Genomic DNA, 15,857 nt, shown 5'->3' with positions numbered 1-15,857 from the left:
TCTAATTTATTTTTCTAATTTTAAAATATTCAACTTCGTATAATCAACCTGGTTTTCTAAAAACAGATGGTAAAAGATGTTGGCTTAAAATCATACCAATCAATCCCACTATAGCTGATAATCCAATAACAAATAATGAAAAATTCTTATAATGCATAATAAATAAATGATCATTTGGGCGTTGGGCTTCTAAAGCATATCTAACAATGTTTCATACTAAAAAGTAAGAAAACATTTGCACTCCAGCTTTTGTAATTGGATAATTATTTTTATTATTTAATTTATTTAGAACATAATTTTTAATTAGTTTTTTTTCTAAATAATCTTTTGAATCTATATTATTAGTTAAATTTATATAAGTTTGTGATGCATTATCATAAATATTTTCATTCAAAGCTTTTTTTCAAGCATCTTTGCTGCTTAATTTAGTTTCAGTTGACTTTAATCAAGGATTAAAGAATTGATAAAAACTAAATTTATGATCAATTTTATAAACATTATTATTTTTATCAATTGGTTTATCAAATAATTTTCAGATATTTGGAATAATGAACATAATCACAAGTCAACCTAATAATAGCGCAATTGATTCATAAATAAAAATTGGTGATAATAAAACAACATTTCCATTTTCTAAAGAAATATTATTAATAATTTGATTTTCTCCTGAATAAATAGACAAACAATTTTTTAAAATAAAATCAGGTAAAAATAAAGGTCTTGAATTAGTTTGTAAATAAGTTGAAAAAATTTTATCAATAGCTTTATCAGAATGAGATGGAATACTGTTTGCAATTTTTGCAACTGGAGTTCCTAAAACTTCATGATTAAAGAAGTTTCCTCATCTTCCAATAGCTTGTCCTAATAAAATATTTGGAATAATACAATCAGCATAAACTAATAATGAAACTTTAGTTTTTCTACCAATTATATAAAAAATTAATAGTCCAACTATACTTCCAACATAAACTCCACCATGAATTGCCATCCCACCTTCTCAAAATGCAAATAGTCCTCAAAAAGTTGAACCATTAGCATGTCTTCCGATTCCATCAGCATTTAATTTACCAAAAAAAGAAGCTCCAAATAGTGAGCATGGAATAATAAAAATTACTCCAATTGCTAATTCACTTACAGATAAATCTTTTTTATTGAAGTTATATAAACTAAAACCAATAGCAACAATCATTCCAAGTGTCATTGTTAAAGCATAAACTCTAATTCCACCAGTTCCATTAGATTTTGTTAAATAAACATCTTTAACATTTCCATATTCTAAAACAGTATCAAAACCTCTATTTTGTACTCAATCGATTCTAAAATATTTAGATGATAAAACTATTAGACTAATTATTAGAGCTGATAAAATTATTCATAAACTAGTATAAATTATTACTCTTTTATCAATTTTTAATTTTAAATTTGACTCCATTTTATCTCCTATTTTACTTCTTGAACATATTCAACTGCCATTTGTCCAGCAATTGCACCATCACCACAAGCAATAGCAATTTGTCGCAATGGAACATCTCTAACATCACCAGCAACAAATAGCCCTTTAATTTCTGTTTGCATTTTATCATTTGTTGGAATATAACCTTTTTCGTTTTCAATGCATAAATGTTTTACTGAATCAATTAAAGGAGTTGAACCAATATATGGAAAAATTGCACTAACAACTATTTTTTTTTCTCCATCTGGAGTAGTTATTGTAAGTGATTCAACTTTTTCAGTTCCATGAATTTCTTTTACTTGAGATTTTAATAAGAATTCAACGTTTGGTTGAGCTTTTAATTTAGCAACTTTATTAGCATCAGCTCTAAAGACATCTCTTCTAACAATTAAATAAACTTTATCGACCAATTGAGATAAATACATAGCTTCTTGAACCGCTGAATAACCCCCACCAACTACTGCAACTGGTTTGTTTTTATAAAAAGCTCCATCACAAACTGCACAATAACTAACACCTTTACCATACAATTCATCTTCACCTTTAATTCCTAATTTATTTTCTTGAGTTCCAGTTGCTAAAATTACTGAATAAGCTTTTTTAGTTTCGCCATTTGCTAGACTTATTTCAAAAATATCATCAGCATTTTTAAATATACTATCTACTCCAACAAATTCAACACTTGCATTTAAACTTAAAGCTTGAAGATACATTTTAGAAGCTAGTTCTGGTCCTTGAATTGTATTAAAACCAGGATAGTTTTCAATTAAATCGGTTTTAATTAATTTTCCACCTGGAGCAGATTGTTCATAAATAACAGTTTTTAATCCAGCTCTTGCAGTATAAATTGCACTAGTTAAACCAGCTGGACCACTACCAACTATAATAACATCATAAATTTCATTAGTAAGATTTTTCATACAACCATCCTATCTGTCTTCACTTATATGGAGAAATAAATTGCGTTAATAATATTATAAAGATTCCACTTATTAAAATTATACTTAAAATTATAAAATTAATTGCTTTATGATTTTGAATAAATAATTCATGATTTTGCCTAAAAGTTTCTAAAATAATTCTAATAATTAAATATCCTAAAATATAACAACCAGTTAAAACACCACTTCTAATTACTTTAAATTCGTTTGGATTATTTATTTTTTCAATTTCTTTACTAAAAACATTTATATTAAAAAATAAATTTCAAAATCCATATTTTTGATAATAATTATTTTTATTAATCATTAATAGTTCTTTATTTTTTTTAATTTCTTCACTTTTTAGATTAATGATTTTTTGATATTCTAAAGAATTTTTATTTAAATTATCTAATTTAAATTTATATTTTTTATTAATTAAATCTAATTGATGTTTACAATTAGATTTTGTGTTTTTAAAGTTTAATCTATCTTTTTGTTTAACTTTGATATACTCTTCAATTTTAGTTTCTAACTGACTAATTTTTTTATGATCAGGTTCATAATAATAAAATGCTTTATTTCATGCTTGATAAAATGAAAGTTTTAAAACAACAGTTTGTTTATTATCTATATTAACTATTACTTTTTTATACTTAATTGGAACAATGCTATTAAAGTTAATAATTTGTTCTTCATTTAAATATTTATATTGTTTATTAAATCAACCAGGATAAGCTTTAGGACATAATTCTCAAGGCTGAGGGTGATTAATTCATCTAGTTAAATTATTAATAACAAACATAATAATTAATCATAAAAATAAATTAACTATTGATTCATATAAAAATAAAGGTTGATGATAAGTGATTTTTTGATTTAAAACATCTTTAATAGTTTGATTATTATGATTAACAAAATTTTGTACTTCAGATCAAGTATTAGAATTAAAATCTCATCAATTATAATGATTAACTAATAGATCTGTTGGATTATTTAAATGGTGAAACTCAACAAAATTAGGAAAATAAAATAAGTTATTTTTAATAGATTCAGGTAATCAGTACAAACTATTATAATCAACTACTTGTCCTAAAATTTCATGATTATAAAAATTACCTCATCTTCCAATTACTTGTCCTAATAAAATATTTGGAATAATACAATCAGCATAAACTCATAAAGAAATCATTGTAGTTTTTGAACGTTTTAAAAATCAAGCAATACCTGCTAAAATTCCAAATAATAAAGACCCAAACAAAGACATTCCTGGTTCTCAGAAAAAAAAGATTCTATATCAAGTATTTGAATATTGATAAAAAGGTAGAAAAACTTTTCCAAAAATAGTAGCACCTAATATTCCAAATGGAACAATAATAAAAATAGAAATTTCAAATTCTTTTAAAGGTATAGCTTTTAATTTTAAACAAATAATACTAGCTATAATTACACTTGAAATTCCTAAAAACATAAAAATTGGATAAGCTGGAATTAATTGAAAAAATGATCTAGCTAAAGATGGATCTCCGTGTTTTTCTATTAACTCAAAATAAGTAGTTGACATTTTATTCTTTCTATTTTTTAGAACTTAAAAATTCTTTTGTTCTTTTATGAATTACATCAAAAACATTTTCAAATTGTTTTGATTTATTAATTTTAAATTGAGCAACAGCTGATTCAATAATATTAACTAAACTTCTTCCAGCACTAACTGGAATTTGAATATGCTCTATTTCAACACCAAGAATTTTAAATTTACTTCAATCATTTCCTAATCTGTCACTATTATCAATGTTTTGTTCTTTATATTCAACTAGTTCAACAACTAATTCAACAGGACTTTCATTCATAATTACTTGATACCCATTTGATTTAACAATATCAAAAATTCCAATTCCTCTAATTTCAATTAAGTTTTTTAAAATTGGATGTACTCTTCCAATAATTTTATTTGATTTATTAGTTAGAATGATGCGGTCATCACCAATAAATAAATGATTATGTTTAATTAAATCTAAACATAATTCTGATTTTCCTATTCCAGATTTACCTTTAATTAAAACCCCAGTTCCAAATATATTCATTAAAGCAGCATGTTCTTCAGCAGTTGGTGAAAAATAAATATCATAAATATCTTGAATCTTTTGAACTAATTGTATTGTAATTGGATAATCGCTTCTTAATAAAGGAAAATTTAGTCTTTTTGCAACTTTAATTAAAGTTTTATCTTTAAATTTATTAGTAATTATTAAAACAGGAATTCCACATTTCATCAATTGAGTATATTTTTTAATTTTAGTTTCTTTATCAAATTGCAACATATATCCACTTTCTTTAGTAGACATTAAAGTTGCTCGTCATTCGCTTTGGTCTTTAAAAGGTTTAAAATAGTCAGCTAATTCTAAACCAGCTCTATTAATTCCATAACTTTTAATTTCTGTATCTAGTTTATCTTGTCCTGAAATAATTTCAAATTTTAAATTATCAGTAAGATCTTTTATGGTGAATTTTTCCATACAACTCCTTTGAGCGCTACTATAATTTTACTATATTAATTTTTAAACATAAAAAAAGCGCTAATAAGCACTTTTTGTATTAGAATATTACAGCATCATTTCTTAAAATTCATTGTTTATTTTTTGAGTTTAAATCTTTTTTTACTAGAATATAAATTACTCTAATAGAAGTATAAGTTAATAGTGGATATAATACTAATTCTATTGGATAAACTATAAATTTAGTTAGACTATAAGCAACAGCCAAACTAGGTCCTCCAACTGTTGCAAAACTAATTGGATGGACTACAAAGATTACTAAAAATAATCCTATTGCATATGATCAAACCATTAGTCATACTCAATGTTTATTATTTTTAAAAACAAAGACTATTGAACCTAAAAATCCTAACATTGATTTTGCAAAAACAAATCCAATATGTCATTGAGCAGCACCAACAATCATAGTTCCAATTAGATCTGTTGCAATTCCTGCTAAAATTCCAGCAAGTGGTCCAAAAACCATCCCAATTAAAAAGTTAACAAAATAACCTAAAGTAATTCTTGTACCTAAAATTTGTAAAAAGTTTCTATTAACTACATATGATAAAATAACACTTAATGCTACTAGAGTACTTATTATAGTAATATTTTTAATTGTAAAAGTTTTTAATTTAAAACCTTCTATTCATAACCCTAAAACTCACATGCTAATTAGTAAAACACCAAATATAGCAGTAGTTATTCAATAAACTGAAAGACTGTTAAATTCCATTTTAACACCTTCTTTTTATATTAATATTTAATTATTTTTTAAAAAAGTATACACAAGTGGTATAAAGTATAAACTTCCACATATAATTATATTTTTTGAATTATTTTTTAAAAAAATTTTTCAATCTTTTATTTTATTTTTGTAATTTATATGTTTAATAGATCAAGATTTAATATAATCAAATTCACAAATATAAACCTCTTTAAAGTTCTTATCTAATAGTTCTAAAGATTTTAGATATTCTTTTGTAGTAATACTTGCATATAAAACTATAAATTCTTTATTTAATGATTTAACTGATTGGATTATTTTTTTTATTCCATCAACATTATGAGCTCCATCAATAATAATTTGATTTGGAAAAGTTTGTAATGTTGTAAATCTACCTAAAGGCGGTTCAAGTTCAAAAATATCTAGATCAAAAATATCTAGTTCTTCTAATACTTTTTTAACTAATCCTTTATTTGCTTTTTGATAAATAATTTTATCTTCATATAAATCTGTATAAATTAGTTCAACATTTTTATTAATTATTTGCTTATCAATTATCTTTTTATATTTTAAATTATCATGACTTATAAATAGTTTAGTATTTGGTTTTGCAATATTAATTTTATTATAAATAATTTGATCAATACTATTTCCTAGCATATCCATATGATCATATGAAATTGAACTACATAAACTAAATAATTGGTTAGTTAAAAAACTAGTAGTATCTCTTATTCCACCAATTCCAGCTTCACAAACAACAATATCAACTTTTTGTTCTTTAAAATATAAGATCATAATTAAAGTTCAAATCTCAAAAAAAAGTAATTGATATTTTTTAATTAAATAGTCAATTTTATTTAAATAGTTTTTTAAATCATTATCACTAATTGCTATGTTATTAATTTGAATTCTTTCATTTTGATATAAAAAAGCTGGAGAAATAAATAAACCTACTTTTTGATATTTTTTTAATAAACCTTTTGATAAATAAAATGAAGTAGATCCTTTACCATTAGTTCCAACTACATTAATAACTTTTAAAAACTTTTCTGGATGATTTAATTCATCTAAGACTTTATCAAAAACAACTTCTTTATTTAATCTTTGAATGATTGGGAATAATTCTTGATCAACACTAATCATTAATTATATAATCCTTTAAATATTTAGCTGTATAAGAAGTTTGATGATGAATTACTTGTTCTGGAGTTCCAGTTACTATAACTTGACCACCATACTCTCCACCATCAGGACCAAGATCAATAATATGATCTGAAACTTTAATAAAATCTAGATTATGTTCAATACATAAAACTGTATTTCCTAAATCAACTAATTTATTTAAAACACCAATTAATCTTTTAACATCATCAACATGCAAACCAGTTGTTGGTTCATCTAATAAAAACATAGTATTTCCAGTTTGTTTTTTTAATAAGTAAGTAGATAATTTAATTCTTTGAGATTCTCCACCACTTAAAGTTGTAGCATTTTGTCCTAGTTTAATATAACCTAAACCAACTTCTAAAATAGTTTCTAGCTTTTGTTTAATTTGAGGAATATTTTCAAAAAAGACATAAGCTTCACTAACACTCATATTTAAAACATCAGCAATTGATTTGTTTTTATATTTAACTGTTAAAGTTTCATCATTATATCTTTTACCATCACAAATTTCGCAAACCACTTCAACACTTGGCATAAATTGCATAGAAATTGTAATTACTCCATCACCTTGACAATGCTCACATCTACCACCATGAACATTAAATGAAAATCTACCTTTTTTATAACCTCTAATTTTTGCTTCTGGAAGATTAGTAAATAAATCTCTAATATCATCAAAAACTGAAGTATAAGTTGCTGGGTTTGATCTAGGAGTTTTTCCAATTGGTTCTTGAGAAATATAAATAGCTTTATTGATATTTTCTATACCTTTAATTTCTTTAACCTTTCCAATTGGTAAATACTCTTTTGATAAATTATTATGAATTCCCTTATAAACAATATCTTCTAGTAAAGTTGATTTTCCAGACCCACTAACACCTGTAATAGTTATAAATTTATTTAAAGGAATAGTTACATTAATATTTTTTAAATTGTTTTCATTAGCTCCAATAATTTCAATTTTTTTACCATTACCACCACGTCTAGTTTTAGGAACTACTATATCTTCTTTTCTTGATAAATATCTACCAGTAATAGTATCTGATTTTAAAATATCTTGATATGTTCCACTAAAAGTAATTTCTCCACCATACTCTCCAGCTCTAGGGCCAATATCAACAATTCAATCACTACTTTTCATTGTATCTTCATCATGCTCAACAACAATTAAAGTATTTCCTAGATCTCTTAAATGTTTTAAAGTTTTAATTAATTTATCATTATCTTTTTGATGTAATCCAATTGATGGTTCATCTAAAACGTATAAAATTCCAGTTAATTGAGATCCAATTTGTTTAGCTAATCTAATTCTTTGAGATTCTCCACCACTTAAAGTTGTAGCTGTTCTTGATAGATTTAAATATCCTAACCCAACTTCATTTAAAAAGTTAGTTCTTGAAATAATTTCATCTAAAACTAATTTTGCAATCATAGCTTGAGTTGGAGTTAAATCAATGTTTAATAAAAAATCTAATTGTTCAGAGATACTCATATTAGTATAATCAAATATAGATTTTTCATTAATTTTTACAGATAAAGCAATGTCATTTAATCTACTTCCTTTACATTGTTTGCATATTTTAGAAGACATAAATTTTGCATATCATTTTCTAGCTTCTTCTGATTTAGATTCAAAATACCTTCTCTTGATTAAAGCTGCATTACCCTCAATAAAATCATATTTTTCATATTTATTATTATTTTCAGTAACAATTTTAATATCAATTTCTCGATCACTTCCTCATAAAATTATATCTCTTTGTTTTTGAGTCAAATCTTTTAAAGGAGTGTTTAGATCAATATAGTAATAATCACATAAAATTCTAAATTTTTGTCATTCTATATTTTTTGTATGCATAAAATTTTTATAATAAACAACCCCACCTTGATTAATTGATAATTTTAAATCAGGAAGAATTAAATTTATATCTGGTTCTAAACTAACACCTAATCCATTACATAGTTCACAAGCACCAAGTGGAGCATTAAATGAAAATAATCTAGGTTCAAGCTCTGGAACTACAAAATCACAAACTTTACATGAAAAAGAAGTTGAAAATAATTTTTCTTGTTTATTAGAATTTGGAAATGCAATTTTAATTAAGTTATTTGAATATTTTAATCCCATTTCAACAGCTGTAAATATTCTTGAATTAATTTCATCATTATTATGATAAATAATTCTATCAACAACTATATCTATATTATGTCTTTGATTTTTTTCTAAATTAATTTGATCATCTAGCATTCTTAATTGATCATCAACAATAACTCTAATAAACCCATCATTTCTTAATTTTTCTAAAATATCAATATGAGTTCCTTTTTTATCTCTAATTACTGGAGATAAAATATGAATTTGTTCACCATCACTAGTTGACTGTTTAATATTTTCAACAATTTCTTTAATACTTACTGCTTTAATTTGACCATGATTATTAATACAATAAGGTTGACCAATTCTTGCATATAATAAACGTAAATAATCATAAATTTCAGTAACAGTCCCAACAGTTGATCTAGGATTGTGACTTGTGGTTTTTTGATCAATAGAAATTGCAGGAGATAAACCTTCAATAGAATCAACATCAGGTTTTTCATTACCACCTAAAAATTGTCTAGCATAAGCAGAAAGTGATTCAATATATCTTCTTCTTCCTTCTTGATAAATTGTTGAAAAAGCTAATGAAGATTTTCCAGAACCACTTAAACCTGTAAAAACAATTAATTTATTTTTAGGAAGTTCTAAATCAATATTTTTTAAATTATGCTCTCTAGCACCTTTTATAATAATTTTATCTGTTGACATGTTTTCTCCTAATTTGTATTTTTTTCATTTTCTAATTCAATAATTGTATCTCTTAAAATTGCCGCTCTTTCAAAATCAAGCTCTTTTGCTGCTTGTAACATTTCTTGGCGCAAATTATCAATAGTTTGTTGGATAGTTTGAAGTTTTTGTTTTTTATCTTTATTTTTTTTAGCTTTAGCTAATGTTTTTTTAGTTTGTTCACTTAAAATAGATTCACTAATAGCTTTTGAAATAGTTTTTGGAACAATATTGTGTTTTTTATTAAATTCTTCTTGGATTTTTCTTCTTCTATTAGTTTCTTTAATTGCTTCATCCATTGCCTGACTAACAGTATCAGCATACATAATAGCTTTACCATTAACATTTCTAGCAACACGACCAATAGTTTGAATTAAAGAACGGTAATTTCTTAAAAAACCTTGTTTATCTGCATCTAAAATACATACTAAACTCACTTCAGGTAGATCTAATCCTTCTCTTAATAAGTTAACTCCAACAACAACATCATAAACCCCTTTTCTTAGATCATTTAAAATTTCACTACGTTCTAGAGTTTTTAATTCTGAGTGTAAATAAGCAACTTTAATGTTTTTTTCTTGTAAAAAAGCAGTTAAATCTTCACTCATTCTAATAGTTAAAGTAGTAATAAATACACGCTCATTTTGTAATTTTCTTAAATGAATTTCATTAATAATATCATCAATTTGATTGGTTGTTTTTCTTATTTCAATTTGTGGATCTAATAATCCAGTTGGACGAATAATTTGTTGAACTACTTGATGATTAACTAAATCTAGTTCATAATCTCCAGGTGTTGCTGAAGTATAAATTACTTGTTTAATTAAACTATTAAATTCATCAAAATTTAAAGGTCTGTTATCTAGAGCTGATGGTAGTCTAAAACCATATTCAACTAGAGTTAGTTTTCTTGATCTATCAGTATTATACATTCCTCTAATTTGAGGAAGTGTGATATGAGATTCATCAACTATAGTTATAAAATCATTATTAAAATAATCTAATAAAACATATGGTCTTTGACCCTTAGATCTAAAATCTAAATGCGAAGAATAATTTTCAATTCCACTACAAAAGCCAAATTCTTCAAGTGACTCAAGATCATATTTAGTTCTTTGTTCTAGTCTTTGAGCTTCTAAAAGTTTGTTTTCTGATTGTAATTCAGCTAATCTTTGAACTAATTCATTTCTAATATTATTACAAATTGTTTTTAATTTGTCTTGTGGAGTTATATATGATTGAGCAGGATGAATAGTAACAGTTGTAATATTGTCTAAAATAGAATTTGTAATTGTATTTAAAGTATGAATACTTTCTATTTCATCATCAAATAATGAAATTCTAAACATAATATTATTTACTCAACCAGGAACAATTTTAACAACATCACCTTTTGCTGAAAAGCTTCCTAATTGATTTTCAATATCATTTCTAGTATATCCAGATCTTACTAGTCAAGTTAATAATTCATTTCTTTTAATTTTTTGACCAACTTTTAATTCAATAAAAGCTGAAGAATACTCTAAAGGATTTTGTAAAGCAAATAAAGCAGCAACACTAGCTACTACTATAGTATCATTTCTTGTTAATAAAGCGTTACAAGCACTTAAACGCATCATATCTAATTCCATATTTTGTCTAGAATCTTTATCAATATATAAATCTTTTGAAGGAATATAAGCTTCTGGTTGGAAAAAATCAAAGTTTGAAACAAAATATTCAACTCTATTTTCTGGAAACATTTCTTTTAATTCATAATAAAGCTGCATTGCTAAAGTTTTATTATGTGCAATTACTAAAGCTTGTTTATTATGTTTTGCAATAATATTTGCTATTGTAAAAGTTTTTCCAGTACCTGTTGCTCCTAATAACACTTGGTGTTTTTTGTTTTCTATAATTGCTTTATTTAATTTTTCTATAGCTTGATTTTGATCACCTGAAGGTTTATATTTAGTTACTAGTTTGTACTTATTATTTGCTATAAACATTACTTTCTCCCATAACAAAAACCCAGAATTTTCTTCTGGTTTTTAATATCATCTACTTTTTTATTTTATCACTATACTTACTTTTTATTTTAGCTATATTATTTTGATTAAATATTAAACTTATATTTTTAAAAGATTATAAAAATAAAAGTATCTTAACTAAATTAAGAATTAAAAAATTTTATTAAACTAAACAATTAATATTAAGTAAAACTTATATTTTTAATAGTTTAAAATATAACTATAGATAGAAGTGATTTTAATGTACTTTTTTTATTCTGAAGATATATTTTTATTAAATAATCAAATTAAAAAAACTATTAAAGAGTTACAACAAAAAGATCAATATGATGTTTTAAGTTTTTCTTTAATTGAAGATGATTTTAATACTATTTATGATAATGTTACTAATTTAAATTTTTTTAGTTCTAAATCAATTATTGTAATTAGTGATGCTTATTTTGTAACTGAAATAAAAACTAATTTTAATAAAAACTATAGTTTAAATAAGTTAGAAATAATGTTAAAAAACTTTAATCCTAATAATATAATCATTTTTACTTTAAATTCTAATAAATTTTCTAAAAAACTAAAAATAGCAAAGTACATTGAATTTAGTTTTAATGTTAAATACTTATCATTATGAGATGAAAAACAAACTATTAAATATATAATCGATTATTTAAAGTCTAAAAATAAAATTATTGATATAAATTTAGCTAGTCAAATATATAATTTATTACCAAATGATCTACAAATAATTACTAATGAAATTAATAAATTAGCTAATTTAAAATCTGAACTTAATATAGATATTATTAAGACTAATTTAAATAAGTATCATAATGAAGATATTTTCAAATTAGTTGATGCTTTTATTAATAATAATATTGATAAATTTATTAAATTTTATCATGATTATATTTTATTAAATGATGATATTATTGGTCTTATAAGTTTAATTGATATTAATTTAAGTTTTTATAGAGATGTAGTTATTTTAAAAAAACAATTTAAAAGTGAAGAACAAATTTCAACTATTTTAAAATCTCATATTTATAGAGTAAAATTAGCTGTTAATAATTCTTATGATATTAACACATTAAATGATAAAATTAAGATAGTTTATAAAATTTATAAAGGAATTATTAATTGAAATATTAACAAAAAAACACTTGTTGAATATATGCTTATAAAAAACATGAAAGGATAAAAATGAAAGAATTGTATTTAAAATTGCTTAATTTAAGTTTAAATATTTTAAAAACAAATAAACTTAAATATTTTATTTTAAAAAATGAAGAGTTTAAGTTAAAGTATTTAAATTTAATTAATGATATTTTAACTTTAGAAACTAATCATAATCAAAGCTTAGATGATAAAGTATTTGCTAAAACTTTTGCAAAGGCTTTTATTTTAATTACAAAACCAACTACTAAACAACGTTTTGAAGTAAATGATGAGATTACTATAGAACAAATTGAAAATAATTATAAACAATTAGTTTCATATATAGTTAAAGAATTTAAAGTTGTTAAAAGTAAATTAGTTAGTGAAAATGAACAAATTAGTGAAGAAATCATTAATCAAAATGCTATTTTAACTGATCAAGTAATTAGTAGAATTGAAGCAAGATTATCAAAACAAGAACAATCAAAAGAACAAAAAATTAGTGAGAATTCTTCAAAAACAACAACTGTTGTAACTGAAACACAAACTCAACAACAAGTTGAAAACAAACAAGCTCAAACTAGTCAACAAACTGATTTTTTAAATTCTTTTAATTCTAATATGTTTTCTAATTTAAATAATGCAGATTTACCAGTTTTACCAAGTCAAGATCCAAGATTTTATCCTTATAAAGGTAAACCTAAATTTATGCCTTATTTAAAAATTGCTTTATGTGTTTTAGCAGTAATTTCAACAATTTTATTAGTTTCAAGTTTATTATTTTTATCATATACGACAATTGATATTAGTAGTAGTAATTATGCAAATATAATAGAGTCAAATAAAAATTGATCTGATCTTATAAAAGTTGGTGACAAAGAACTTTTAAAAGCTTGACCAATAGGTATTTCTCAAATAGTTTTAATGTTTAAAAGAGCGTTTGGACTACCTATTTTAATTTATATGATTCCAACTATTTTAATTTGTACTTATACTAAAAAAACTTTTTCTAGTCCTAGAGAAAAATATCGTATTCCTTTATTTCCTGTTATTTTCTTTATTATGTTTTTTATTGGTTTAACAGTTAATTTATATGAATTTACTTCACTTGAAAAATTTAAAGAAGCTTGAAAATTATTTTTAAGCGGAATGACAAGTAAAGTTGATATTGATATTAATAAATTTTTTGAATTAGTTTTAAAAGATCATGCCTTAAAATTTCAATTAGGAAGTGCTTTAGTTATTAGCTCATTAATTGTTACTATTTTAACTTTGCTTTTAGCTATTGTTTTAATTTTTGTTAACCCTAAAATAGATAGACAAAAAATTGTAAAAGCTACACTAGAACATCAAAAAGCAGTAATGGCTATTATGCAAGGTCAAAAATATGAAATTGATCCTAGCTTATATGAAGAAGATGAAATTGAAATTAAACATCCTTCAAAATTAAAATCATTCTTTTTAAAACTTAAAAACAAAAAGAAAAAAGAAGATAGTGAAGATACAAATAATTAATAAAAAACCCTAACTCAACATTAACTAATAAGTTAAATAAGAGTTAGGATTTTTATTTATCTGGAAGCGGTTCATTTTATTTAAAAATAATAGAACTGGAGTAGTTAGTATAATATTAGAACAAACTAATAAACTTATTTTTTTATATCAATGCTTTTTCATATTTTATTAATTTCTACAATTTGTTATTCAATCATTTATTAATTACTTATAAAATTTCTCATTTTTGCAATGATATTGTTATAACTTAAACACTGATTTTATCTAATAATAAAATTAAAAATCAATACAATATATCAATAAATCTTAAATGAATTAAAACTAAACTAAAAGTTGTTTTTTATATAATTTAATTAATGAATAATAAGAAAGGATTATATGAATTTAACTATCATTTTAATAATTTTAGTAGTAATATTAACTATTATTTCAACTAGTATTTTATTCTATTTAATTAAAAATAAAAATAGTGATTCTAAAATTGATCTAACTAGTTTAAAAGATAAACTTGAAACTAATAAAGACTTAATCAATAAACAAATAGAAAAAGATACTGAAATTACTAAAACTAATCTAAATAATTTAAAAGATGCAGTTAATGACCAAAAAAAAGATCTAGCAAAATCATTAGATAAACTAGAAGAAAATATTAAAAAATTTAATGAAATTACTAATAATATAAACACAATTGATAAAAAAGTAGATACATCAGTTAAAAACATTAATGAATTATCTTTAATTTTTAAAAATAGTAAAACTAGAGGAAACTTAGGTGAGTTTACTTTAGAATGGATTTTGACTAATATTTTAGGTGAAAAAACAGATAATGGAATTTGACAAACTCAATATAAATATAAAAACTCTAATGTAATAGTTGATGCTATTATTAAAACACAAATTAATGATAAAAAAATTGCAATTGATTCTAAGTTTCCTTTAACAAAAGCAAATGTCTTAATTTCAGAAAGTAATGATAGTTATTTATATAAACAAGCTGAAAGTGATTTTAAACAAACAATTAAAAATATGATTAAAGAATTAAATAATAAATATATTTCTAATTCTGAAAATGTTTCTAGTGTAATTATGTTCATACCTTCTGAAGCTATATTTGAACTGATTTGATCTAAATTTACTGATATCTTTAGTGAAGCTATTAAAAATAAAATTTGAATTTGTTCACCAACTACTTTACCAGCTGTTTTGTATTCTCAACAAATTAGTATTAAAGAATATAAGATTAGTAAAAATATTAATGAAATTCAAAAACTAATTAAAACAATAACTGATGATGTTAAAAGACTATTAGATAGAAATGAAAAAATGTCTAAGATTTATGAAAAGTATAAAACAGAAACAGAAGAAGTTTTTAAAGAATTTCAAACTTCAGCAAATAAAATTGATAAAAATTATTCTAAATTAGAATCAATAAATATTAATGATAATCAAGAATAGTTTTAATAATTTAGTATCAACTTTCTCAAAAACCTATGGCAGTGTCTTTTATTATAAAAAAACATCGTAACTTGATATAAACATTATGTATTTTTTAC

General features: G+C 23.1%; 11 protein-coding genes. 3 read left to right on the top strand and 8 right to left on the bottom strand.

All coding sequences use genetic code 4. From position 1 onward, the window contains the following. Position 1: 1 nt before the first annotated feature. From V2P32_RS04005 to uvrB, 8 genes are all read right to left on the bottom strand, one after another. Positions 2-1,432 carry a prolipoprotein diacylglyceryl transferase gene (locus V2P32_RS04005; protein WP_434343413.1) on the bottom strand — a complete coding sequence of 477 codons (1,431 nt, stop codon included), beginning with the start codon at positions 1,430-1,432 and terminating at the stop codon, positions 2-4. Between the two features lie 8 nt (positions 1,433-1,440). Further along, positions 1,441-2,373, bottom strand: coding sequence for a thioredoxin-disulfide reductase (trxB, locus tag V2P32_RS04000; protein WP_434343412.1), 933 nt, complete (start codon positions 2,371-2,373; stop codon positions 1,441-1,443). Continuing rightward, positions 2,357-3,937 carry a prolipoprotein diacylglyceryl transferase family protein gene (locus tag V2P32_RS03995; RefSeq protein ID WP_434343411.1) on the bottom strand — a complete coding sequence of 527 codons (1,581 nt, stop codon included), beginning with the start codon at positions 3,935-3,937 and terminating at the stop codon, positions 2,357-2,359. Before V2P32_RS03995 ends, trxB begins: the two co-directional genes overlap by 17 nt. A 10-nt stretch (positions 3,938-3,947) precedes the next feature. Then, a complete protein-coding gene (gene hprK / locus V2P32_RS03990) occupies positions 3,948-4,889 on the bottom strand; it encodes an HPr(Ser) kinase/phosphatase (RefSeq protein ID WP_434343410.1) in 942 nt (313 codons plus the stop codon). Positions 4,890-4,968: 79 nt separating this feature from the next. Further along, positions 4,969-5,643 (bottom strand): folate family ECF transporter S component, encoded by a 675-nt coding sequence (locus tag V2P32_RS03985; protein ID WP_434343409.1) that lies wholly within the window; start codon positions 5,641-5,643, stop codon positions 4,969-4,971. Between the two features lie 27 nt (positions 5,644-5,670). Continuing rightward, the gene (locus V2P32_RS03980; protein ID WP_434343408.1) at positions 5,671-6,780 is read right to left on the bottom strand and encodes a Mur ligase family protein; all 1,110 of its coding nucleotides are present in this window, start codon (positions 6,778-6,780) and stop codon (positions 5,671-5,673) included. Beyond that, positions 6,773-9,613 carry an excinuclease ABC subunit UvrA gene (gene uvrA, locus V2P32_RS03975; protein WP_434343407.1) on the bottom strand — a complete coding sequence of 947 codons (2,841 nt, stop codon included), beginning with the start codon at positions 9,611-9,613 and terminating at the stop codon, positions 6,773-6,775. The genes V2P32_RS03980 and uvrA overlap by 8 nt, the downstream gene beginning before the upstream one ends. Positions 9,614-9,621: 8 nt before the next feature. Next, positions 9,622-11,619, bottom strand: coding sequence for an excinuclease ABC subunit UvrB (gene uvrB, locus V2P32_RS03970; RefSeq protein WP_434343406.1), 1,998 nt, complete (start codon positions 11,617-11,619; stop codon positions 9,622-9,624). A gap of 262 nt (positions 11,620-11,881) precedes the next feature. On the opposite strand from uvrB, the gene holA reads away from it, so the two are divergent. From holA to V2P32_RS03955, 3 genes are all read left to right on the top strand, one after another. Continuing rightward, a complete protein-coding gene (holA, locus tag V2P32_RS03965) occupies positions 11,882-12,832 on the top strand; it encodes a DNA polymerase III subunit delta (protein ID WP_434343405.1) in 951 nt (316 codons plus the stop codon). Between the two features lie 2 nt (positions 12,833-12,834). Next, a complete protein-coding gene (locus V2P32_RS03960) occupies positions 12,835-14,304 on the top strand; it encodes a hypothetical protein (RefSeq protein ID WP_107669381.1) in 1,470 nt (489 codons plus the stop codon). Between the two features lie 378 nt (positions 14,305-14,682). After that, entirely contained in the window at positions 14,683-15,759 is a 1,077-nt protein-coding gene (locus V2P32_RS03955; protein WP_434343404.1) for a DNA recombination protein RmuC, read from the top strand. Positions 15,760-15,857: the final 98 nt, after the last annotated feature.

Origin of the sequence: Mycoplasma sp. 06067-C1-B144P-99-0482-3, from assembly GCF_051053925.1 — a bacterium.
In the GTDB taxonomy this organism is placed as follows: Bacteria; Bacillota_I; Bacilli_A; order Mycoplasmatales; family Mycoplasmataceae; genus Mycoplasma; species Mycoplasma leachii.
Note: the sequence above shows the minus strand (reverse complement) of the source record. Positions and strands in the feature narration are given on the sequence as shown.